The 24,808-nt window shown below is 40.2% G+C and carries 13 protein-coding genes and 3 pseudogenes; 14 read left to right on the forward strand and 2 right to left on the reverse strand.

The genetic code is table 11. From position 1 onward, the window contains the following. The first annotated feature begins 373 nt into the window (after nt 1-373). From PAENI_RS07040 to PAENI_RS07090, 10 genes and pseudogenes are all read left to right on the forward strand, one after another. Entirely contained in the window at nt 374-3,226 is a 2,853-nt protein-coding gene (locus PAENI_RS07040; RefSeq protein WP_149644793.1) for a glycoside hydrolase family 38 N-terminal domain-containing protein, read from the forward strand. 52 nt (nt 3,227-3,278) lie between these two features. Further along, nucleotides 3,279-4,235, forward strand: a complete 957-nt coding sequence (locus tag PAENI_RS07045) for an HAD family hydrolase (RefSeq protein ID WP_223178919.1) — start codon at nt 3,279-3,281, stop codon at nt 4,233-4,235. A gap of 133 nt (nt 4,236-4,368) precedes the next feature. Beyond that, nucleotides 4,369-4,997, forward strand: a pseudogene (locus PAENI_RS07050) (beta-galactosidase); the annotation flags it as partial. Nucleotides 4,998-5,080: 83 nt separating this feature from the next. Further along, the gene (locus PAENI_RS07055) at nt 5,081-7,531 is read left to right on the forward strand and encodes a glycoside hydrolase family 2 protein (RefSeq protein ID WP_149644795.1); all 2,451 of its coding nucleotides are present in this window, start codon (nt 5,081-5,083) and stop codon (nt 7,529-7,531) included. Between the two features lie 335 nt (nt 7,532-7,866). Next, complete coding sequence (locus tag PAENI_RS07060) at nt 7,867-10,773, forward strand: glycoside hydrolase family 2 TIM barrel-domain containing protein (protein WP_149644796.1); 2,907 nt, start codon at nt 7,867-7,869, stop codon at nt 10,771-10,773. Nucleotides 10,774-10,879: 106 nt separating this feature from the next. Next, on the forward strand, nt 10,880-12,640 hold the full coding sequence (locus tag PAENI_RS07065; RefSeq protein ID WP_149644797.1) for a glycoside hydrolase family 35 protein: 1,761 nt from the start codon (nt 10,880-10,882) through the stop codon (nt 12,638-12,640). Nucleotides 12,641-12,758: 118 nt separating this feature from the next. Continuing rightward, nucleotides 12,759-13,061, forward strand: a complete 303-nt coding sequence (locus tag PAENI_RS07070) for a carbohydrate-binding protein (protein WP_262495546.1) — start codon at nt 12,759-12,761, stop codon at nt 13,059-13,061. Nucleotides 13,062-13,118: 57 nt separating this feature from the next. Beyond that, nucleotides 13,119-13,454 (forward strand): annotated as a pseudogene (locus PAENI_RS07075) (carbohydrate-binding protein); the annotation flags it as partial. Between the two features lie 208 nt (nt 13,455-13,662). Then, nucleotides 13,663-14,175: pseudogene (gene sigK / locus PAENI_RS07080) on the forward strand (RNA polymerase sporulation sigma factor SigK); the annotation flags it as partial. 582 nt (nt 14,176-14,757) lie between these two features. Beyond that, nucleotides 14,758-15,030: a GH36 C-terminal domain-containing protein gene (locus tag PAENI_RS07090; RefSeq protein WP_188114497.1), complete on the forward strand. Its 273-nt coding sequence runs from the start codon at nt 14,758-14,760 to the stop codon at nt 15,028-15,030. A 124-nt stretch (nt 15,031-15,154) separates the two neighbouring features. On the opposite strand, the gene PAENI_RS07095 is transcribed toward PAENI_RS07090, so the two are convergent. Both PAENI_RS07095 and PAENI_RS07100 read right to left on the reverse strand, forming a co-directional pair. Continuing rightward, entirely contained in the window at nt 15,155-16,726 is a 1,572-nt protein-coding gene (locus PAENI_RS07095; RefSeq protein WP_149644801.1) for a response regulator transcription factor, read from the reverse strand. Continuing rightward, on the reverse strand, nt 16,723-18,525 hold the full coding sequence (locus PAENI_RS07100; RefSeq protein WP_149644802.1) for a sensor histidine kinase: 1,803 nt from the start codon (nt 18,523-18,525) through the stop codon (nt 16,723-16,725). Before PAENI_RS07100 ends, PAENI_RS07095 begins: the two co-directional genes overlap by 4 nt. 279 nt (nt 18,526-18,804) lie before the next feature. Between PAENI_RS07100 and PAENI_RS07105 the strand changes: the two genes are divergently transcribed. The 4 genes from PAENI_RS07105 to galA all read left to right on the forward strand — a co-directional run bounded on the left by PAENI_RS07105 (nt 18,805) and on the right by galA (nt 24,631). Beyond that, a complete protein-coding gene (locus PAENI_RS07105; protein WP_188114498.1) occupies nt 18,805-20,124 on the forward strand; it encodes an ABC transporter substrate-binding protein in 1,320 nt (439 codons plus the stop codon). Nucleotides 20,125-20,232: 108 nt separating this feature from the next. Beyond that, nucleotides 20,233-21,123 (forward strand): carbohydrate ABC transporter permease, encoded by an 891-nt coding sequence (locus PAENI_RS07110; protein WP_188114499.1) that lies wholly within the window; start codon nt 20,233-20,235, stop codon nt 21,121-21,123. Beyond that, nucleotides 21,123-21,956 (forward strand): carbohydrate ABC transporter permease, encoded by an 834-nt coding sequence (locus PAENI_RS07115; protein WP_149644805.1) that lies wholly within the window; start codon nt 21,123-21,125, stop codon nt 21,954-21,956. Before PAENI_RS07110 ends, PAENI_RS07115 begins: the two co-directional genes overlap by 1 nt. A 290-nt stretch (nt 21,957-22,246) precedes the next feature. Next, on the forward strand, nt 22,247-24,631 hold the full coding sequence (galA, locus tag PAENI_RS07120) for a beta-galactosidase GalA (protein WP_149644806.1): 2,385 nt from the start codon (nt 22,247-22,249) through the stop codon (nt 24,629-24,631). Nucleotides 24,632-24,808 lie beyond the last annotated feature (177 nt).

Genomic DNA, 24,808 nt, shown 5'->3' on the forward strand with positions numbered 1-24,808 from the left:
GTTAGATTGTTAATTTGGGCAGGATTTTCCCTCTATAACATAGATAGAGAGAATGGTTTGATCTATGATCAATGGCTAAATAAACGGTGCGAATGAAGAATCAGATTTATTAATTCATATCACATAATTGTAAGTACAGCCCTTTTTCCTAATGGAAACGGGGCTGTTTACATTTTAACCTGTGGAGATTTCTACACAAGAGAGAGTATTTTTAGAGAAATTATTAAAAATATGAGTTACAGCACAAAAATTAAAGTTGTACAAAAGGCAAAAAACATCAAATAGTTTAGTTTTTGAGATTGCTGATTTGCGATCAGCAAGGCTACAATGCACGTAACTTAGGATATAGTTCACAAAGGAAGGGATAGAAACCATGAACAAAACAAAGACAGGATATATCATCCCCCATACACACTGGGATAGAGAATGGCGTTACCCTATATGGGAAAATAGATTATACCTTGTAAAGCTAATGGACGAATTAATTGAGACCTTAGAAAATAACCCGGATTACAAAAACTTTCTTCTGGACGGACAAGTTATTCCGATTTTGGACTACTTACAGGTAAGGCCAGACACCAGAGATAAGCTTGTTCAATTTATCAAGGATGGAAGAATCGATGTTGGCCCATGGTATACCTTGCCGGACCTCTATCCGATTAGCGGTGAGTCTATCGTACGTAATCTCTTGAAAGGAAGAAGAGAGGCCAACAAACTCGGAAATTGTTTGGATATCGGCTATGAGTCCTTCGGATGGGGACAGCCATCACAGCTTCCACAGATCTATAAGGGCTTTGGAATAGATACAGTTATCGTATCCAAAAATGTAGACAAGAAACGAGCTCCACACTGTGAGTTCAAGTGGACAGGTAAGGATGGTACAAGTGTCTATGCTACAAGATTAGGAGAAGATGCAAGAGCCAACTTTTTTATGAATGCCTATATCCATATTATGAATGGTGTAGCTTACAAGTCGGATAACTACAATTTTGACATGGGCAATTATGGTCAAGTCTATCATCAGGCGGATAGCGAGAACTATATACAAGACTATTTCAAGATTGAGGATACAGAAAAAATACACCCAGAAGTTATTAAAGAAGCCGTTACCAGAGCATGGAATGGTATGGAAGACACACTGATGCCGGATGACAGAGCCATGATGGATGGTACGGATTCAACGACTGGTCAGCCTCAATTAATGAATCTGATACAGGCAATCAATGAACAATTTGATGATATCGAGTTTAAGAGCTCCTCATTAGGAGAATATGTGGAAATTCTCAAGGAAAAGCTCAACTTGGATGAGTTGATTGAGATTCATGGTGAAATGAGAGATGGTCCAACAACCTCGTTGTCTGGAAATGCTCTAATGACAAGACCACATATCAAAACACTGAATAAAAAGGTTCAAAACACCTTGTTTAATCAAGCGGAGCCTTTATCCGTAGCCAATATGATGGTAGGCGGCAAGTATGATGAGACATTCTTGCAATTAGCATTAGATTACATGTTATTATCCCATGCGCATGACTCCATCAATGGAGTAACCCAGGATAAAACGGTCGATGATGTACTCTATCGATTAAATCAAGCTTTGGAAATATCGAATGCGATATCCAATAAAAACTGTCAGGACCTGATCAGACATATCGATCTGTCACAATATAACAGCAAAGATATTGTACTCGTGGTGTTCAATTCATATGCAAAGCCAAGAAATGAAATGGTAAAGGCCTATATTGATACCCCACAAGCTCAAAATATATGGGAGTTTGATCTTGTTGATAGTGATGGAAATGTATGTGAAATACAGCATATATCGAGAACAGAGGTAACATCGCCAGTTGTCCATCTTCAGGCGAGACCGTTTCCTTATTACTCTGACCGTCATTGTGTAGTATTTGAGACTGGAGAAATACCAGCCGGCGGCTATAAGGTTTATAAATTGTGCAATAAAGTAGAATTTAACCGAAAAACAGAATTTTGGGCGAAGACCAGAACAACGGATGGGAAAGAAATAGCTACATCATCTACATGTATGCAAAATGAATTTATCAAGGTTGAAGTGAATTCGAACGGAACCATATCCATTCTGGATAAAGAAAATGGAAACTGCTTCGATAATCTCAACTACTTTGAAAGTACGGGAGATGTAGGAGATTATTGGATGTACTATCCTCCATATCATAATAAGACATATAACAGCAAAGGCTGTAATGCTAGCATTTTCTTAATCGAGAACGGCAATCTTGCAGCTACTATTGGGGTTAAGCTTACCATGGAATTACCTAAATATTCCTATCGTCCGGACAACTATGTAAGAGGCAAGAGTGAGCGTTCTGAACTAACAGGGCATTTGTCCGTAACGACTTATTATACATTAAAGAAAGATGCTAGAAATGTTGAAGTTAAGGTTGAGATCGATAATAACTGTAAAGACCATCGTATGAGTGTTCTGTTTGATACAGGAATCCAAGCGAGATCTGTTGATGCACAAGGGCATTTTACAGTAGACAACAGAGATGTTACACCGCTTAAGGATGACAGAGGTCACTATTATAATGAATTACTAACCCAGCCATTGCAGAACTTTGTGAGCATAGCAGATGATCATAAGGGCTTCGGAATTGTTACCGATTGCTTAGGAGAGTACCGCGTATCGCCGGATTGTGAACATAAAGATGGTGGAGATGGAACGCTGTCCATGACGCTGTTTAGAGCTGTGAAAAATATTATCTGTACGGAATGGAGAAGTGCAGGGGTATTCCCGAATCAAGAGGGTGGACAATTGCAACAAAAGCTGGTGTACAACTATGCGATACGCCCAATGAATTCAAGTTGGGAAAATAGTGATCTAAGTGAAATGGCGGATTGCTTCAATAGTCCATTAAAGCCTGTACAGACATGTGTTCCAGCGATGCTAGTTGAGAAATCAGAAGGAACACTGCCGCCTAAACATAGCTTCTATCAAGTAACAGGTAAGTTAAGCGTATCCTGTATCAAAAAGGCTGAGGATAGCAACAGCATCATTGTACGTTTATTTAACCCATATCCTACTGAGCAAAGTGGAAGTATTATTTTGGGATGTGATGTACAAAACGTGTGCATGACGAATCTGAATGAGGAAGAAGAAGCTGCTTCCAACTTAACGATGATCGATAACGCTGTTGAACTTAAGATCAAGCCTAATAAGATCGTAACTCTGAAGTTAGATCTAGCGTAAAGTTTAAAATCTGATAGATAGAAAGGAAATTACAATGCTGCATCAATATAATATGAAAGATGAATTAATTGGGTTTATCAATCTTGAAACTGGCGGAGATGGACTATTTCAACTTGGAAAAGACGGAGTTAAAGAAATTTTAACTCCTCTTGACAAAAAAGTAGAATTTATTTTATTTGAAGATAAAACCTTATGTTATGTAAAATCTGCAATGGGCTATCCAGCCATATATCCGGTATATAAACCAAAGTATGAAGGAAATGCAAAAGCTATACTGATGGACTTAGACGGTACAAGTGTGCATAGTGAAAGCTTTTGGATGTGGATTATAGAACAGACTGTATCAAGACTTACCAAAAATACTAAATTTACATTAGAAGCTAGTGATGAACCGCATGTTTCGGGGCATTCTGTATCCGAGCATTTGCAATATTGCATAGACAAATATTGTCCTGACAAGACAGTAGAGGAGGCTAGACAGCACTACTTTGCCATTACCGAATATGAAATGAATGAGATATTGCATGGCAGGGGAAAGACAGATGCATTTACACCTGCTCCAGGACTCAAAGAATTCTTATATGAGTTGAAAGCTAAACAAATTAAGATTGGTTTGGTGACGTCGGGGCTATATAACAAGGCGATGCCTGAAATTATATCGGCCTTCAAAACGTTGGGAATGGGAGATCCGTTAGAATTCTATGATGCTATCATCACAGCCGGACAAGCATTGATCAAGGGTCAATCCGGGACAATGGGCGAGTTAGCACCCAAGCCTCATCCATGGCTGTATTCTGAAACGGCAAGAGTTGGACTTGGGCTGACTGAAGAAGATAAGGGATATGTATTGGGATTTGAAGATTCATCAGCCGGGGTTGTATCGATCAGGCTTGCTGGTTTTTCAGCTATTGGAATCAATGGAGGAAATATCAGTAAGAGCGGAGTGCAGTCATTATGCTTAAAAGAATATGATAATCTTTGCGATGCACTGCCTTTAATTTTATCTTAATAAATATCCCTTTATTAGTAAGCTTCAATAGCCCATACCTTTTCAATAAGGTGTGGGCTAAGCAATGGATGAACGGAGACGTTGAACATGAGCAGCTTTGACTTTTCGATTCGAGGCAGCCAATTCATTTTGAATGGGGAGCCCATTGATATCCGGAGCCATACATTATTTTAGGGTGATATCTAAATATTGGGAGGACCGGCTCCGCAAATTGAAAGAATGCGGATTTAATACCGGAATGGGAGTTTGGCGGCCTTCCTTCCTGGTTGTTGAAAGACAGGAACTTTAGATTGCGCTGCTCTGACCCTGATTTCCTTCAAAAAGTTGATGCCTATTATGATAAGCTGATCCCTAAATTGGTTCCTCACTTATGTACCAACCATGGCCCGATCATCGCCATGCAAATAGAAAATGAATATGGATCATATGCTACAGCGAAATGCATCCGTCAATTTTTATATGTTCCATGGCGGCACGAATTTCGGTTTTAATGGGGCCAATCAAGCCGATAAATATGACCCTACCATAAAGAATGGACTCGTTCTGCAGGATGTACATGACCGTGCATTGATTTTCCTGGATGACCAATATATAGGAACCGTCGATAGATGGAATCCGCAAGATCTGTCCTTCGATATTCCGAGGCAGGGCGCTAGGCTGGGAATTCTGGTTGAAAATATGGGAAGAGTCAATTATGGTCCGTTTTTAAAGGATTATAAAGGAATCACAGAGGGCGTACGGTTAAATGAACAGTTTTTATTCCCAGCCGCTAGCGAAAAACAGGCTTCGGAAACACCGGAAAATTCAGAGCTTTCAAAATATGGTTAATCAGGGGGTTAGTAACGATGAAATATACAAATCTCGGAAGAAACACATTGAATTTTAACAAGGACTGGAAGTTCATTCTTGGGGATACATCGGGGGCCGAGTTGAAGAAGATGACTGATGATGAATGGGAATGTGTTTGTTTGCCGCATACACCCAGACTTGAATCCCTTCATGTTGATCTGCACTATCAAGGTTTTTGCTGGTATCGTAAGTGCTTTATCGCAGACGAAGCGTGGAAAGGAATGAAACTGTTCATTGAATTCGAAGCGGCCATGCACGAAGCTCATGTATGGATCAATGGAACATTCAAGCAGATTCATAAAGGTGGTTATTTACCGTTTATGCTCGACATCACCGAGAATGTTGAATTCGGAGTGGAGAATGTGATTGCCGTCCGGCTTGATAACAGCGACAACGGAGCAATACCGCCAGGCAAGCCGCTGGAGAGTCTGGATTTTTCATATTTCGGCGGATTGTATCGTAACGTGAAGCTCCATATCACAGAGAAACTCCACGTTACTGATGCGGTGTTTGCCGGGAAACAGGCGGGAGGCGGGGTTTTTGTCAAATATTCCAACGTATCGAAAGCAGCTGCCACGGTCGAAGTTCAGACCCATGTGCTGAATGAGCATGATCATGTCAAGGATGTCACAGTCGTGACATCGATCCTGGACAAACAAGGCAGACTCGTAGGGACTACGGAAAGCTTGATCGAAAGCGTTAGCGCTGGCGGGGAGCACACATTTGAACAAATGATTACGCTAACAAGCCCTCAGCTTTGGCATCCCGATCATCCCTATTTGTACACGTTGTTGACAGAAATTATCGATGGTGAGGGTATAATGGCAGATCATCTTCGAACCCGTATCGGAATCCGCACGATTTCATTCAGCAAACTGAACGGCTTCATGATCAACGGGGAAAGAATGGTCATCCGCGGGACTAACCGCCACCAGCAATATCCTTATATCGGTAATGCTGCCTCAAACAACGCCCAATATCGCGATGCGTTGAAGTTGAAAGAAGGCGGATTCAATTTCGTTCGGCTTGGGCATTATCCGCAGGCTCCGGCTTTCCTGGACGCGTGTGATGAGCTCGGATTAATGACAGTTGAGGCGGTACCCGGATGGCAGTACTGCCAGGTAGGCGAGTTCCAGGAGATTGCCAAGCAAAATATCCGGGATATGATCCGCCGGGACCGGAATCATCCCTGCATGATTATGTGGGAGGTCAGCTTGAATGAAACGTACAATAAACGTCAAGGCGCGACGGATGAATTTTTCCACGAATGCCATCTGATTGCCCATGAAGAATATCCCGGAGATCAAATGAATACGTCGGGTGATACGATCGGAAGGGATAACCCTGCTTACGTCAATTTTGATGTGCCTTTTACGATTTGGGAAGATAGTACCATGTCTCGCCCGCTGGAGGATGTTCTGACGGACAAGGGAGGATTTGACAGAGAGTACGGGGATTATGAATTTGGCGGCCATGAAAGTACTAGCCGCGTGCCTCGAGGTGCTGGAGAGAAGAAGCTGCTGCTGCAAGCGTGGAATTATCAATGGTCGCTGAATCGGAACCGCAGCAACAGCTGGTCACTGGGGGACGCCTCGTGGATCGGTATTGATCATAATCGGGGATGCTATCCGTGGCTGGCGGAATGCGGAGCGCTAGATACTTTCCGTTTACCTAAATACGTTTATTATTTCTATCAGAGTCAGAGAAAGCCGGATGTGATTCACGAGCAAATCGATAGCGGACCAATGGCCTTCATCGCGAATGAGTGGACGGAACGCGTCTCACCGGCCAAGATTGTCGTATATTCTAACTGTGATGAAGTCGAACTGTTGGTGAACGGTAAATCGGTAGGCATACGAAAGCCTGACCAAGGTCCCGACACGGAATATGGTGAGCGCATAACAGGTTATGAAGTCGATTATTGGTTGACCGACGAGGAGCAGCATAAGTGGAAAGAAGGTACCATGGAGTCTAGAACCGATTCCGGCAGCCTGATGGTATCTACGTATGATGGCGGGAATTGCCGCAATCTGGAGAGGGCACCGTTTACGTTTGAAGGCGTGGCCTATGAGCCGGGGGAACTGAAGGCGATCGGACGAATCCGTGGGCAGGAAAAGGCGGTGTATGTCGTACGTACGCCACTTGAACCTGAAGTGTTGTCCCTTCGGATGGATATGAGCGGCAAGGCGCTTGCCGCAGACGGATCCGATTTTGTCTTTGCCTATGCGGAGATCCGGGATGCCAACGGGACTATTATAACCTCTGCCAGCCATGAAGTTACTTTTGAAGTTGAAGGTCCCGCCGTCATCGTGGGTGATAATCCGATTCAGGCAGAAGCGGGCATAGCGACGGTATTGCTGCAATCGCGCCTGGTACCTGGAGAAGTGATTGTGACTTCCTATGCCAAAGGGGTACAATCTGCTGTCACCAGGTTCACAATCGTTTAAGAATAACTCTGAGAAATCGAGCAGTTCATTGATATACTGGATTCGCATCTGCATATTCCTTTGTTGTTTGGTAGAACTTACAACATCACAGGAATAGCAGATGTTTTTCTATATCTATCCGTACGAGGTATCATGACGGAGTATTCTACGTTTTATTTAACTCAAACAGGACAGGAGCTTATGTTTACACTGCTACCGATCCAGCGGGGCCGTGGACCCAATTGCCTATAGCCATAGCCGGACTTTTACAGCAAAATGATGTTTAAAAAAATATGATAATCTTTGTGATGCACTGCCACTAATTGTATCTTAAATTAATTTTTATAGAGGTGTTTATGATGAGACTAACTCAGACAACTGTGAATACAAATGGTAGAACAGTTTTGAATTTTAATAACGACTGGGGATTCTACAGAGGTGACATAGTAGGTGCAGAAACAATTGACTATGATGATCAGGTATTCGCCAATATAACAATTCCACACACCATGAGACTGGAGAAGAAACATGCTAATGGTGGACTAGCAGTATATCAAGGAAAAGGTTGGTACAGACGTTATTTTACGGTTGACGAGATGTACAGAGGAAATACAATCAATATTGACTTTGAAGGTGTAATGATTGACAGTGAAATCTATTTGAATGGGGAAAAAGTTTATACGCGCAATGGTGGTTACGTTGGATTTTCTGTAGAAATTACAGATAAAGTGAAATTTGGTGAAACCAATGTTATAGCTGTAAAGGTATCTAGCAATGATAGTCCAGATAGTCCACCAGGAAAGCCAGTAGCAAATCTGGATTTCCATTACTACGGTGGTATTTACCGAGATGTGACGATGAGAATTACGAATAATTTACATATTTCAGATGCATTACAGGCTGACAAAACAGCCAGTGGTGGAGTTTTCGTAACTTATCCGGAAGTGAGCAAAGCCTTTGCAAAGATAAATGTAAAAACGCATGTCGTAAACAAGAATCATACATCAGCAGATACGAAGGTTGTAAGTAAGTTTGTAGACAAGGAAGGAAATACAGTTGCTCAGGGTGAAGCTGATGCTGCAAGTATACCAGCCTGTGAGGATAAACAGTTTAATCAGGATTTAACTGTAACAAATCCGAATTTATGGCATCCGGATTCGCCTTATCTTTATTCTTTAGTGAGTGAAGTTTTTATTGGCTTAACTTTAGTTGATTCCGTTACGACAAAGATAGGTATCAGAACAATAGAGTACAAGGAAGATGGTTTCTATATCAATGGGGAAAGATTATATTTACGCGGAGCAAACCGCCATCAGGCATACCAGAATATTGGAGATGCAGCCCCTAACGCAATGCAGTATCGTGATGCAATGCAAATCAAGGAAAATGGATTTAATGCTGTTCGTGCTACGCATTATCCCAATGATCCAGCCTTTTTAGATGCATGTGATGAATTAGGCTTATTAGTTATTGAATGCCAGCCCGGGTGGCAGAATTTCACAAACAGTGAAAAGTTCTATGATCTAACATTAAGAGATACACGGGAAATGATCCGACGTGATAGAAACAGACCGTCCGTCATCCTATGGGAAACTTCACTGAATGAGACGGGCTACTCAGCAGCATGGGCAAAAGAGGCTACTGAGATTGCTCATGCAGAATATCCTGGCAATCAGATGTATACAGCAGCAGACTATGGACTCCAGGGATCTTTTTATGATGTGAACTACAAAGTCGTTGATACAAATTGGGAAGCTGACCTAAGCAAATGGACTGATTTTGATCCCAACAAGCCATTTTTTACTCGTGAATGGGGTGATTTTGAAGAATCTAGCAAGGCGCTGAGAAAAGAAGGCGAAGACGCTATGATGACTCAGATTTTGACGCGTCAGAGATATTTAAATGGCGATGGGTACTCGGACTGGGGTGGCCTTGATGCATGTGACAGAATAGGTGGATATTTCTTGTGGAGCTGGAATGACTATGCACGCGGATCAACAACGAAGACATTGGGAAGCGGTACAGTAGATATCGATAGATATGAAAAATATGACTACTACTGGTTCCAGTCCATGCAATCGGCTAGAGATACTGTTTATGGACCAATGGTGTTTATAGCAAGCACATATTCTCCAACATCAAGCCTAAATATTAACGTATTCAGTAACTGCGATAGTGTGAAGCTCTATCAGAATCATGAATTGGTTAAAGAGATTACAAGAGAAGAGGCCCTGAAATCTGTTCCGAACATCGCTAAAAAAGGCGGTAGCCCCATATTTACATTTACTTTAGATCAGTTTGCAGCTGGAGAGATTAGAGCAGATGCAATTTTAGATGGGAATGTCGTGAAAATGTACACAGTTAAAACGCCAGTCCAAGCTGCGGGAATAGAAATTGAAGTGCGTGAAAGAGGAATCATGCCCGTAGCAGATGGTTCGGATTTAATACCCGTATACTTCAAAGTCGTTGATAAGAATGGAACTGTCGTACCGAACTACGAGGGTAAGATGAAAATTTCTGTAACAGGAAAAGGGGAACTCGTCGGGAAAAATATTGAAAGAATAGGTGTTGAAGAACAGAGTGTTGAGGGTGGTATAGGTTTTGCATTTGTAAGAACTGCAGACGTTAGTGGAAATATAAACATTCATGCGACAGCAGAAGGATTAAATGCAGGAGTAAAAACCGTAAGTATACAACCCTACGAAGGTCAGTTTGTCCCTGCTGGAGAGCATCGGCCATGGTTTGGCGGCGTTGACAAACTAGAAACCACTGAGCAGACCTATAAAAATATTGCAGTTAGCAAACTTGTTACAAGTTCTTCTGAACCAGGTGACATTATAGCAGATGCGAAAATTGAATCCATTACAACGTCTTCAGTAAGTGAAGCTGACAGAGGAACGGATAAGCTTAGAGATGGTATAACGACGATAGGAACAGGTTGGTTGTCAAAGGAACTAACTTTTCCTCAATCCATTATCGTAAAATTCAACAAACCTCAGTCGGTTGTTGGAAGCCGTATTTTCTGGGAGAAGGACAGTAACTGGTACACGTATGAGTTAGAAGTATCAAGCGATGGTCAAGCATGGCTAAAGGCCCTCGATCGCTATGTCGGCGGACAGCATTTTACACCCGAAAAATTTGCCAAGCCGTATAACAACATCCTTTATGTTCGCGTAACGATTAAGGACATCACTGCTGGCGGTGGGTTCAGAATAGGTATGGCGGAGCTGATATTATACGGAAAGGATTATCATCTGATATAAATTCTGAAGTTGAATCAGTTGTAGTTGGACGTGGGTATACAAGATTTCAAGCCGTGCTAAAGATTCAATTAGAACATGGTTTATGTATCTAGAGAGGGGAAGTATTATGATAAGCTTATCTTGGCCTCAACAGAAACTATTGCTAGAGGGAGAGCCATTTCGCATCATCTCAGGAGCGATGCATTATTTTCGCTGTGTGCCTGAGTATTGGGAAGATCGGTTACGGAAGATTAAAGCGATGGGTTGTAATACGGTTGAGACCTATGTGCCTTGGAACGTTCACGAACCTCATGAAGGTGAGTTTCACTTTGAAGGGATGGCTGACATCGTTAAGTTTATACGAATCGCAGAGCAGGTCGGCTTATACCTGATCGTTCGACCAGCACCTTATATATGCGCCGAGTGGGAATTTGGCGGATTTCCAGCATGGCTGTTAAACCGCGAGCTTCGGTTGCGTACAAGCGATCCAAGCTATTTACAGAAGGTCGCTGCCTATTATGATCAACTCATTCCGCTGCTGGCTCCGTTGCAGAAGAGTAAAGGTGGACCAATTCTCGCCTTCCAGATTGAAAATGAATACGGAAGCTATGGTAATGATCAGGCTTATTTGCAAGCACTGCGACAAATGCTAGTTGAGCGTGGCATTGAGGAGTTGCTTTTTACCTCAGATGGTCCGAATGATCTAATGCTAAGTGGAGGAATAACTAGCGGGATATGGGCTACCGCCAACTTCGGATCTCGTGCGAATGAAGGCTTTGACACGCTATTAAAGCATCAGCCAGATGCACCGTTAATGTGCATGGAATTCTGGAATGGATGGTTTGACCAATGGGGCAAAGAACATCATACGCGTGATGGCAAAGATGCAGCCAATTCTCTTGATGAAATACTGGCTCGAGGAGCTTCCGTTAATTTTTATATGGCACATGGCGGTACGAACTTCGGATTTATGAACGGCGCGAATTACTCTGAGAAGTACGAACCGACCATCACGAGCTATGATTATGACTCGCCGATTAGTGAAGCGGGTGATCTCACATCGAAATATCACTTTTTTCGAGAAGTGATTGGCAAGTATGCTCCAGTTCCTAAAGAACCGCTCCCAGCGAATACAGTTAAGGCAGGTTACGGAACTGTAGACGTGAAGCGAAGAGTAAGCTTGTACCATGCTCTTGACACGCTGTCTATACCGCAGAACAGCATAGTGCCAGAGCCAATGGAATGCTATGGACAAGCATACGGCTTCATCCTCTATACCACACAAATTAGCGATGCGCAGCAAACATATACATTAAATGTCGATGATGTTCGCGATCGGGCATTGGTATTGATCGATAACAAGCCTGTAGGTGTAATTGAGCGTTGGGATACGAGTAAAGAGCCGCTCACGATTCAAGTACCAGAAGGGGGAGCCAAGCTTGATCTGCTAGTCGAGAACATGGGACGCGTTAATTATGGACCGTTGCTGGCATCAGATCGCAAGGGTATTGTGAATGGTGTAAGGCTTGATTACCAATTCCATTCACATTGGGAGGTACGGACACTTCCGCTTCAAGGCGTCCCCGATTTTGAATCGCTAGCTGAAGAGGCACTGATGCTGGGTGAAGAGGGAACAGAACCTTCATTTTATGAAGCAGAGCTTGTCATTGAAGGAGAACCTGCCGACACCTTCCTGTATCTAGACGGCTGGAAGAAGGGAGTCGCATTTGTTAACGGCTTTAATCTGGGCCGATACTGGGAAGTCGGACCACAGCGCTCGCTCTATGTTCCAGCTCCAATTCTAAAGCAAGGAAGCAATTGCATCGTCGTGTTTGAGCTTCATGGTGCAGGAAAGACGCTTCGTTTCGAGTCAACACCTCAACTATAGCAAGACTATACAATGATTGGATAAGTAGGAAGGGATGCTACATGCTTAATTTACGGAATGTGAATCGGGGAAGAGGCATCCTCCTATTCTTTTCGAAGGCACATAGGATGTAGGCTCTATTGATGCTGGCGTTTGGATGGACTACAAAGTCAATGTTGCAACCGCCGGAACCTACAAGGTGAAATATCGTGTTGCTGTTGACTCGGGGTATACCGGCAAAGTTCAGTTGCAGGTGAACGGAGTCAATCTGAAGATGCCTTCATTTCCGACTACAGGCGGCTTAAAAAAATGGGTGATAGTAAGTGATAGTGTTACATTGGAAGAAGGGGAGCAAAAGATACGGCTCTATGCGTCCCAAAACGAGTGGAAGCTGAATTGGTTGAAGTTAAAGCTGATACCGAAAGTTCCTGAAAAATTCTAAGCGGAAGATTACGATGCCATGTTGGGAATACGGACATAACCAAGCTATGAAGGTACCGAAAACGTATCGTATATCGACCCAGGCGATTGGATGGAATATAAAATAAACATAACCACCAGTGGAATCTATAAAGTAAATTATAGAGTAGCTGTAAGTAAAGGTACCGGCGAGGTTCAATTTACGATAGACGGAGTTAATAAGAAAACCACTTCATTCCCGGCAACCGAGGGTTTCCAGAGCTGGAAAACTATCTCTGATACGGTATCATTGGAAGCGGGTACACAGACCTTGAGGCTGGTTGTTACTAAAGGCGGTTGGAACCTAAGCTGGTTTGATTTGGTGAATGAAGCTGACAGAAAATTAAACAGCATTCTTTCGCCCCCTTCGTTTTGAGTGGGTTTCATACTAGTAGAAATATCAGTTATAACATCTGGTGATGATTTATCCCAGATGGACAACCAGTAAGACGGTTAAGTTAAAAGCTCGGATTTGTACCTCAAGAGAAGTGATTCTCTATCCTGAAGGTTGTAGCACACAACAGACTCGAACTGACTGGAAACGGTAGACACCTTAGCTGGCAGAAATGACATAGTATCGTGTCCATAACCTCAAGAAATTCGATAACACTGGTGAAGACATGGAGGATTTAATCTCCATCGGCACCATCGGCCTCATTAAAGCCATCGAGAGCTATCGCCCGAACAAAGGTACAAAGCTGGCCACTTTTGCTGCCCGTTGTATTGAAAACGAAATTCTGATGCACTTAAGATCTTTGAAGAAGACTCGTAAAGATGTATCTTTGCACGATCCAATTGGGACAGACAAGGAAGGTAACGAAATCACGCTGATCGACATTCTCGGCTCAGAAGCGGATGATGTCATTAAAGAGGTGGATCTGAAGATCGAGAAGAGCAAGATTTATCGAAACCTTGATATACTGGATGACCGGGAAAAGGAAGTTGTAGTGGGCAGGTTTGGTTTGGATACTGGTGGAGAAGAGAGAACTCAGCGGGAAATTGCTAAGGAGCTGGGGATCTCGCGGAGTTATGTATCGCGGATAGAGAAAAGGGCGCTCATGAAGCTGTATCATGAGTTTTATAAGGCGAAGCGGTGAGAGTTAGACGATAATTTAGATAATAATTAGAGATTCACAATAAAGTATTTATAAAGTGACTTGCCAACAGGGAAGTTGCTTTTTTGTTCAGTCAGAATAGTAGACGCTAAATGAACATAAAAAAACATATTCTGAAAATCCTATTAAGATATTTATTTTTTTAGTATTCATTATTCCTCCTATTGTGAGAATAACTTAAGGTAAAAACAGGAATATTTTCTATCATTTTAAATAAGACATGAAATTAAATCAATTTCGAGCTCATTCGGCGGTAGCGGCACTGCGGGCGGGGGAGCATTTCTGCCCCAGGTGGGGTAATCTCCATCGGAACCATCGGCTTGATCAAAACCTTGAGAGCTACCGTCCGAACAACGGACAAAACAGGCCACTTTTGTCCGTTGTAATGAAAACGAAATCCTATTGCACCTTAGACATTTGAAGAAGATTCGTAAAGATGTATCTCTGCACGATTCGATTGGTACGGACAAAGCTGCCAAGGGCTGCAGCCGTAGACTTGGGCAAGAGCGGGCGGAAAGATGACGTTCTTAACTGGGAGACCAATATAAGGAGATACGTTCCATTGTGCAGGAAGGATTGTGTTATCGACTTTCATCTCCTGAGCAAACGAACTTTACTTCTCTGCAATACGTTAGTCAAGATGGCAGTGAATCTGTTGTTTTCGTATTCAGGTCTGCACAGCATTTTGGTGCTCCGGCTTTTCCAGTGTTGCTGTGTGGATTGAAATCGACAGTTATGTATCGAAACGCGGAAAAGAGAAGAAGTACGCAGCGGTCAAGGTTGGATGTCGCGAGGCATTCTGCTTCGCTTAAAGGGGAGATTATGACAGCGCATTAATTAGGCTGAGTCAAGTATGAAAAATATAAGGTAGGTTTACTAGAAAAGCACAGAATAAAAACTGCCCTAGTCACTAAATATAGTGCTAGGACAGTAATTAACACTTCCTCAGAACGTAAATTTATTATTTGCTCTCTGAAAAATTATAAACAGTATTCCTATATTCAGAAGGGGAGGTACCGATCCGTGCTTTAAAAATACGACTAAAATAGCGAGGATCTGTATAGCCAACCATTTCAGAAATTAGCTTGATATCTAAATCTTCCCGTTCTCGAATTAATCGAATGGCGTCATTGATTCTTAAATCTATAAGGTATTTCATCGGCGAGTCACCCGTATATTTTTTGAATACTCTAGCAAGATAGGTGCCATTAAAATTAAAGTGCTTTGACAAATCTTCAACTTTAATATCCTCTGAGAAATGTACCTTAAGATATTCGATCAATTGATTAGCTAATTCCTCATTACTGAAATATTCTAAAGTTCGAGATTGTATTAAGTCATGAACAATATTCCATATTTCCTCTTTTATTGATGTTAAACTGTTTGCAGTAAATAATAAAGTATGCAAAACATACTCAACATGAACAGAATTGAGAATAGCGTCAAGTTGATAGTGGTGAGTTAGGAGATTTATGATTTGCATCAAATTTTGTTCGACCGTTTTTTGGGGCAACATTCTATTGTCATATTCCTCTAGTACAGAAAAGAGGTCTTTTTTTAAGATATTTAAGTTATTGGAACACATACTTATTTTAAGTTTATTTTGGACGTTTGGTTCTAAATAGGGTGATATTGGTTTATCTTGTATATTTCCACACGAATATACGACTTTTTTTCCTATAACAAAGTTATTTTCTAATTTCCAACGTATTTTTTGAGAAGTATCAGGAATTTTTTCATAGGAAATAGGTTGGTTATTATGGCATATGCTAATGGCTGTGATGTCGATACAGGACTGCAACTTGTGTAGAAATTTATTCGCTAAATGATGTATTTCTTCGTTTGAACTATTCTTGTCTATAGTGAAAACAATATACTTTTGATTAGGACATAGTTCATTGATAAGCCAAACTTGTTGATCACTTCCAAAAACATGAACAAATAATTGATCCCAGTTTATTTTTTCCCATAAAGAAGAAATGCTAGAAACCATACTACTAGATAGAGAATTATGAAATAAATTACCTAAACCTACAAGAAATAAGACAAAATAATTTTGTTTATAACAAAAAGGCAATGAATGAATATCTTCCATTCCATTCAATGTGGATAATAACATATTAGATTCGTTAGATTTATATATTTGGTTAAGAGACGAATATAATCTTTCTAATAAAACGGTAAGATCCTCTGCATCAAGAGGTTTTAGAAGATATTCTTTTACACCTAATTTAATCGCTTGTTGCGCATATTCAAAATCACTATATCCACTTAATATAACAATGTGTATATCTGGATCTAATTCTTTTAATTCCTTAGTTAATTGCAATCCATTCATAACAGGCATCTGTATATCCGTAAATACAACATCTGGTTTTAATTCTTTATACATATGAAGTGCTTCTAAACCATTCGAGGCAGTTCCTATAACTTGAAAGTTCATTTCTGAATTTGTTATTTCATTTACAGTATCTTGTAGAATAATTGGTTCATCCTCAACGACCAATACAGTGTAAATTCTTGTGTTTGTCATAGTTTACCTCCTATTGTAATAGAAACTCCTCGATCAGGTAATGGTTCAATTTTAAAAATGACATCATCCCCATATAATATTTTTAACCTTGCAAATATGTTAATTAACCCCATACCGTTAATCTGACTATTTGAAATATCACGGTAAATATTGAATTCCGAAAACTTCTTTTGAAGCTCTACTAATTTTTGCTTTGTAATGCCAATGCCATTATCGGAAACTGTAATAAACCAGTTATTATGATCAATTGTGCCTTGTATATCTATTATCCATGGAGGAGAAATTTCGGTAGCAAATTTTATACTATTTTCTACTAGTGGTTGAATAATTAATCTTGGAATTTCAATGTTATATAATTCTTCAGGAATATTTAATTGGTAGATCAAATTATCCTGAAACCTGATCTTCATAAGGTTTAAATAGTTGTAAGTGTAATCGAGCTCATCTTTGATAAGTACAGGGCTACTACTAGAACTCGACACATAGCGTAGCATAGTTGAAAGATTGGTGCATATGTCTACGATCCCTTTATTGGCAGATTCTTTTCCCATAATTTTGATGATAGCTAACGTATTATATATAAAATGAGGATTCATCTGTGATTGCATGGCAGTAAGACGAGATTGTATTTCAAGTGATCTTGCGGCAACAACAGCATCTAACGAATCTTGCAATTGGTCGCACATTTTAACAAATACATGGTGTAAACCTTCAATTTCAACAATACCGCTATTCATATTCTGAGGAAGATGGATGGGTAACTCATCTAATTTTAGTTTCTTCATATTGGTATGTATTTGTCTGATTGGATTTGACAGTTTTCGAGATAACAAATAATTTATTACCATTGTAAGACATACAGCAATAAGACCAATCAAAGATAAAGTGTTACGTAATGCATTAATTGGAGCTAGAAGCTCATCTTCAGGTTCTGTTGCGAGTACCGTCCAACCCGAAAAATCTGACTGAGTTCCAGCAATAATTAGTTTTTCATTATCGATCGTATTTTCATTTTTTAGAATAAATGAGGAATTAGTTGATGGAGTAATTGAAGCAAGGTAATGATCTAAAGACAACTCAGCATTATTTAAAGGATAGATTAATTGCTGATTTGAATCATAGATAATGATTTGTTTAGTATTTTTAGATAATAATTTATTCAAGTTTGTATTAACAATATCAATTATTTCTTGATAGTTGACTTGAGTTTCAATTATTGCAGTAGGTTTAGGATCAGAAACATTCTCAGAAAAAGAGCGATAAAGAGAGACTACTTGTGTATCTTTGCTAGCCCAAGCGGTAACATGTGGAGGAGTAATTAACTTTTTACCGTCCAGCTTAAGGATGTCAGTAATTAGTGATTGATTATCTAATTTACTTGTATCTATTTTTTTTACGAAGTAATTATGACCAAATCCAGCATAATTCCCATTCAGATTTAGAATATTTAGTTGATAATTTTTATAGTGCTGAGGTTCATAAATTAAGGTAGCAAGGTAATTAAATTCTCTTTGTAGCTTATAATCATGCGTCTCAAATAGCTTACTGTCAGTAAAGATAAGACTTTTGGCTTGTTCGGCAAAGAGCACTCTTTTTTGCATAGTGTTCATCTCAGCTAACACCATATCTAATTCCTGAATAGCTGTATTAGATAACTGGGAAAGCGATTCTGTGGCTCTCTCTTCTAATATAGTCGATGTATATTTATAAAATATGACCATGAAAAGAGAAATGGTTACAATCATAATCGTTGTGTAATTTTTAAAAAGTTTAAATTGAATTTTGTTTAGTTTTGACATAAGTTATATTCTCCATAGTTTCATCGGACAAGGACGTTTGTTTTGAGAGTAAAAAAATGTAAACGCTATCAGTTTATTTGAAATATACGATCCAGTTAATATGCTATAACATGTTACAGCTGTATTCTTGCATGTGCCATATAAATGTGTCAAGTTCTAAAAGTCCACCATGTAGGTTTCTTTTATCTATTCTAGAGAATAAATAATTTGTTTATTGTTTATGTAACGACTTATAACTCATAGTCGATGAAAAGCATTCATAAAAGGGGGACTTTCGAAGTGAAGAAAAATCTACGAACAACTTTTTCAAAAGCATTAACAGGGGTTATGCTTACAAGTCTTGGTTTAAGTTTATTAACAGGCTGTGGTGAAAGTTCAAATACGGGAACTTCGACATCAAATGTAAGCGGTGCCAAAAAAACTGATGTTACACTTTCTGTAATGGCTTCTGCAGGCTGGATTAGAGATGTCGATAAAAAGTTGGCAGAGAAATTTAAAGAACAGACGGGTATTAAGATTGATTTTCAAGAAAATCCTGGTGATCAATATGAGAATGTATTAATGACCAGACTTGCAACTGGAGAAGGTCCCGATATATTTATGGCAGAATCAGGATTATCTTTACTAAAAGTTCAACCCAATAAATATGCTGTAGATTTGTCCAATGAGTCATGGGTTAGTAAGTATCCTGACTATGCGAAGGTTCAGGCTAGTTATGATAATAAAGTTGTAGGTTTTACTACATGGGGAAGAGATTTTAGTGCGATGCTCTACAACACTGAAATTTTTGAAAAATATGATCTGAAAGAACCTACAAGCTATGAAGAATTTAAACAGGTTAGTGAAAAATTGCTTGAGAATGGCATTACACCAGTCTATTTCCCAGGTAAAGAGGAATGGTATAATGCGCAAGCATTCGATGCTGCAGTAAATATTGAATCTAAGGCAACTGGATCTTATGAGAAATTAAATAATAACACTATGAAATATGCAGAATCAGAAGAAGCTTTGAAGTATTTAAGAAATCTAAAAGATAGCGCTGATAATGGATATTTTGGAGAAAACTTCTTATCAGATACTTATGATCAAGGTATTGCAGGTTTGGCAAGTGGTAAATATGCGATGTGGCAAGGGTGGTCTACTTATGTAAATGATATTGAAGCAGCTGGTGGTCCATCGGCTGACAAATTTCTAGCCTTCCCTGCCCCATACGGAGATGATTTGAAAACTTTAGCAATGAACGGAACAGGAATGACGCATCTAATTAACAAGGACAGTAAAAATATTGATGCCGCCAAACAATATTTTGAGTTTTTAGCAGAGCCAGAGAATTTGCAGGAATATTATGATGGTAGACCCGATCTTCTGGAACCGACTTTAGAAGGTGCAACAGCCAATCCTCCAGCAAATTACAAGCATGTCTTAAAAACTGTAAATGATAAAACATTGTTAACCTTGCCTCAGTCTATTTTATATAACGGAGCAGATGGAAGTCTTGGGAAAAATGTACAGAGTATGTTTTTTAATATGATGACACCAGAACAGGTGCTTCAATCCCTTGATGCTGCTAGAGCTAAAATGTTTGATGCAACGAAATAGAAGTTTCTGATTAATGCAGAATCCCTTTTGCGAATAAATTTAGATTTATTTTAACAAAAGGGATTTTGACAATAGGATAAGATACACATAGAAAAGGTGATGGATGGAATGAAAACCAATACTTTTATTCATAAGACTTTGTATCCTAGACGAATGGTGTTTCCAGCATTCATCCTATATACAATTCTCTTCATGATTCCTACTGTAATGGGAATATATTATGCCTTTACAAATTGGAATATATATAGTGATGCTATTCATTTTAATGGACTGGATAACTTTAAAGTTCTCTTCATAGATCAGTCGTTTAAGTACGTGAGACCCATTACAAATACGGTTGTATTTGCTTTCTTTACATCTGTGTTGGAAGCAGTCATCGGTTTATCATTAGCTATTATGCTTAATAGAAAAATATTTGCGCGAAATACTCTGCGTTCTATTTTCTTTATGCCACAAGCTATATCGACAATTGTAATCGGTATCATTTTTACGACAATCTTACATCCAACAGGTCTTCTGAATAATTTTCTTGATTTAATCGGACTAGACTTCTTACAGCAAAAATGGTTGACGAATACAGCAACCGCAATGCCTTCTGTTATAGCCGTAGAGGTTTGGCGATATTTTGGACTTAATATGGTTATCTTCTTAGCAGGATTACAAGGCATCGATCAGAGCTATTATGAGGCTGCTCGAATTGACGGAGCGAATAGCTGGAATCTATTTGTAAAGATAACCATTCCATTTATTATGCCGGCAGTTACGATCAATACTGTTCTAAACATCGTACATGGATTTAGAGCTTTTGATATTGTATATGCTCTAACCAACGGAGGACCAGGCAACGCGACAGAGGTTATTGCTACAATGGTGTACCGCGAATACTCTGCAGGAAACTATGGTTTATCTAATGCGATGAATTTAATTCTACTTATTATGACCACTGTTATTTCTGTGTTAGTTAATAGAGCTACCAGTAAGAGAGAGGTGACCCTGTAATGAGGAGGAAAAAAGTATTTTCAATCCTATTGCAAATCGTATGTTGGGCCTTTTCACTCATTGTATTGGTACCTTTTGTTCTCATCTTATTGAATTCACTTAAACCTTCTGCAGAAGCTGCCTTTTTCTCCATGTCGCTTCCTTCAGAATTCAAGTGGGATAATTATGTTAATGCGTTTGTAAAAGGACATGTATTAAGAGGATATTATAACAGTTTGGTTATGTCTTCTGCATCAGCGATAATAGGTGTTGTCTTTGCTGCTCTTGCTTCTTTTATCATAGTAAGATCGACAAATTTCACGAATAAGGTATTATATGGCTATTTCTTCTTCGGAGTGGTTGCAACTGGAAATATGGTAACGACGACGATGATCATGAGTAAGCTGCATTTAATGAATAGTATAACAGGTGCGATATTGCTTCTTGCTACGCAAGGGATATCCTTTGCAATGCTGCTATTTACTGGATTTATTAAGGGTATACCTAGGGAATTAGATGAGGCTGCTGTTATGGATGGAGCAAAGGCAGAAACTCTATTCTTTAGAATCATTTTTCCACTGTTAAAGCCAGTTACAGTTACAGGTATCATGCTGAACTTCTTGGGTGCGTGGAATGGCTTCGAAACTCAGTTATACATATTAACGGATAGTAAGAAATGGGGAGCTATTCTATCCATGTATGGCGTATATGGTGAATTCTCGTCACCTTGGTCTAAAGATTGGGGTCTTATATCTGCGTATATTGTCTTAACCATTATCCCTGTGCTGATCGTTTATTTAATTGGACAGAAATATATTATTGAAGGTATGACAGCTGGTGCTTTGAAAGGTTAGTGCACAGTAAGTTAAGGTTAGTTATAGCGTTCTAGCAAAGGCCTGCGATTTTCGAAAAATACTTATGAATATGAGGGATGTTGGAATGAGTAAGCTTGTTCCTAGAAAAATATTACACTTGATTCTGTGTTTTTCATTGATTATGGGCTCCTTCGTTGGCGCTATAAAAAATGTAAGCAGCTATGCTAAACACTAAATAACTAACGCTTTGATACGACGCACCGTCCTATATTGGCGGTGCGTTGTTATAACTTTAACTTTCATATGGACAATTTCAGGAGGAAAAGATAATGATATTGGGAAATAAACGAACGCGAGAAAGTTTTGACCAGAACTGGATGTTCCATTTAGGCGATCTACCTATCATGCATGCTGTAAAAGGAGGGATGACAGGTGGGTTAACTGACTGCGAGCAGATTGCTGAAGGGGAATGGCTGAAGATCGCTTATTTTGATGAAAGAGAACAGTCTGTCATGAACGATCGGGAGTGGAAGAGTATCGATCTTCCACATGACTGGTGCGTGGAAGGGAATTACGTAAATGACGGGGGGAAAGTCAAACATCATAAGAGCCACGGTTATCTCCCTGTTGGAATTGGATGTTATCGTAAAGTTTTCGAGATTCCTATGGAAGATTTGGGGAAGAAACTATCGATTGAGTTTGATGGTGTCATGCGAAACTGTACCGTATGGGTTAACGGGCATTTATTGGGAACTCATCAAAGTGGGTATACAGGCTTCTGTTATGACATTACGGATATTGCGCGTTACGGCGATGAAGGGAAGAATGTCATTTTCGTAAAAGTTGATGCTCGTGATTATGAGGGCTGGTGGTATGAAGGATGTGGGATTTACCGCCATGTATGGCTAGATAAGACGGACAGACTTCACGTAGGAAGACATGGAACTTATGTGACCACACCCGCAGTAGGCAAAGATGAGGCCACGGTTAACGTATCAACAAACGTACATAACGAACATCCTCATGTCGTGAATTGTATAATCAAGACTTTAATCGAGGACGAAACGGGTCAAGTGGTCGCTACCAGCTCAGAGAACATAACCATTCAAGGAGACAGTCAAACAGATGTTGAAACTGTAATGACATTGATAGAGCCCATGCTCTGGTCGCCTGAGAAGCCTTATCTTTACGAAGTGATTACGGAAATTTATGACGTTAATGAGCGAGATGTAATGGATGTTTATAGAACGCCATTAGGTGTGCGAACCCTAGAGTTTACCGCGGATAAGGGATTTTACTTAAATGGTGAACAGTATTTGATCAAAGGAACTTGCAACCATCAGGATTTTGCTGGCGTAGGGGTTGCACTGCCCGACCAAGTAACCGAATATAAAATCAAACTTCTCAAAGACATGGGATGTAATGCATACAGATGCGCTCATCACGCTCCTTCACCTGAGCTTCTGGATCTATGCGACAAAATGGGTATGCTCGTGATGGACGAGAACAGGAAACTGGATATATCTCCGGACGGGATCGCAGATCTGAAAGAGATTCTCTATCGAGATCGAAACCACCCTTCCATCATTTTGTGGAGCATGGAGAACGAGGAAATATTAGAAGGCACGATTATGGGAGCGAGAATGCTTGAAACGATGTCACGAATTACACGTGCCATTGATCCTACTCGCCTTACTATTGCATGCATGAATCACGGGTGGAATGATGGAGGATACAGTAATTCTGTAGATATAACCGGATATAACTATGGCCAAAGAGAAGATCAATATCTTATCGATCATGAACAATTTCCAGATCGGATCATGATCGGGAGCGAGAGTACTAGCTGTACGACGACACGTGGAATCTATGAGAATGATGATGTTAAAGGATACTGTTCTTCCTATGGAGATCAGATACCGGAGTGGTCATGTTCGCATGAGAAATCATGGCAGGATGTGGTGAATCATCCTCATTTGACGGGCATATTCGTTTGGACTGGATTCGATTACAGAGGAGAACCAACACCTTATGAATGGCCGTGCATCGGGTCTCACTTCGGGATCATGGATTACTGCGGATTACCTAAGGATGCGTATTATTACTATAAAGCCGCTTGGACGGAAGAACCGATGGTACACATTATGCCTCACTGGAACTGGCAGGACAAAATCGGTGAAGAGATTGATGTATGGGCGTATAGCAATTGCGAGACTGTAGAGTTGGTACTTAACGGTCATAGTCTGGGTGAGAAGAGCGTGGATCGAAATTCACGAATGGAGTGGAAAGTCTGCTACGCTCCCGGTGAATTGATAGCGATAGGGAAAATAGCCGGAAAGGAAATCACGAGAAAGGTTGTGGCTACAACAGGAACTCCTGATCGTATTCGTTTGGAGCTGGATAAAACCGAAGTGAAAACGAATGGTACGGATATTGCAATGATTAAAGTATCCATATTGGATTCTTTAGGTGAAGTTGTTCCTACGGCAGATAACGAGATTATGTTTACAATCGAGGGTCCCGGCAAAATTCTCGGTGTTGGAAATGGTGATCCAAGCAGTCACGAACCAGATAAAGCGAATCGTAGACGAGCATTCAATGGACATTGTTTGGCGATTGTTCAGGCTAACAAGGAACAGGGAGATATTGTGATAAGAGCAACTTCAGTTTCTCTTCAAGCTGCCGTGGCAGTAATACGAGTGGAAAAAAATTGATAACCGATTTGTCCCTGGCACCTAGTGCCAGGGAGTCACGATACGATTAGAGATAGAGCGGGTACAAATCGAACGAAAAAATAACAGGAGGTCCTTCTTTTGTTGAATATTGGTGTTATTGGATACGGCGTGCGGATCGACATGCTGATGGATGATTTGTTCGCGCTACCTTATGAA

This window comes from Paenibacillus sp. B2(2019) (assembly GCF_008370385.1).
Lineage (GTDB): Bacteria > Bacillota > Bacilli > Paenibacillales > Paenibacillaceae > Paenibacillus_AQ.

Excerpts from the sequence above, each read along its gene's own strand:
- PAENI_RS07045 (WP_223178919.1), top strand. The coding sequence starts at position 3,279 with ATGAAAGATGAATTAATTGGGTTTATCAATCTTGAAACTGGCGGAGAT.
- PAENI_RS07065 (WP_149644797.1), top strand. The coding sequence starts at position 10,880 with ATGATAAGCTTATCTTGGCCTCAACAGAAACTATTGCTAGAGGGAGAG.
- PAENI_RS07060 (WP_149644796.1), top strand. The coding sequence starts at position 7,867 with ATGATGAGACTAACTCAGACAACTGTGAATACAAATGGTAGAACAGTT.
- PAENI_RS07110 (WP_188114499.1), top strand. The coding sequence starts at position 20,233 with ATGAAAACCAATACTTTTATTCATAAGACTTTGTATCCTAGACGAATG.
- PAENI_RS07055 (WP_149644795.1), top strand. The coding sequence starts at position 5,081 with ATGAAATATACAAATCTCGGAAGAAACACATTGAATTTTAACAAGGAC.
- PAENI_RS07100 (WP_149644802.1), bottom strand. The coding sequence starts at position 18,525 with ATGTCAAAACTAAACAAAATTCAATTTAAACTTTTTAAAAATTACACA.
- PAENI_RS07095 (WP_149644801.1), bottom strand. The coding sequence starts at position 16,726 with ATGACAAACACAAGAATTTACACTGTATTGGTCGTTGAGGATGAACCA.
- PAENI_RS07115 (WP_149644805.1), top strand. The coding sequence starts at position 21,123 with ATGAGGAGGAAAAAAGTATTTTCAATCCTATTGCAAATCGTATGTTGG.
- PAENI_RS07040 (WP_149644793.1), top strand. The coding sequence starts at position 374 with ATGAACAAAACAAAGACAGGATATATCATCCCCCATACACACTGGGAT.
- galA (WP_149644806.1), top strand. The coding sequence starts at position 22,247 with ATGATATTGGGAAATAAACGAACGCGAGAAAGTTTTGACCAGAACTGG.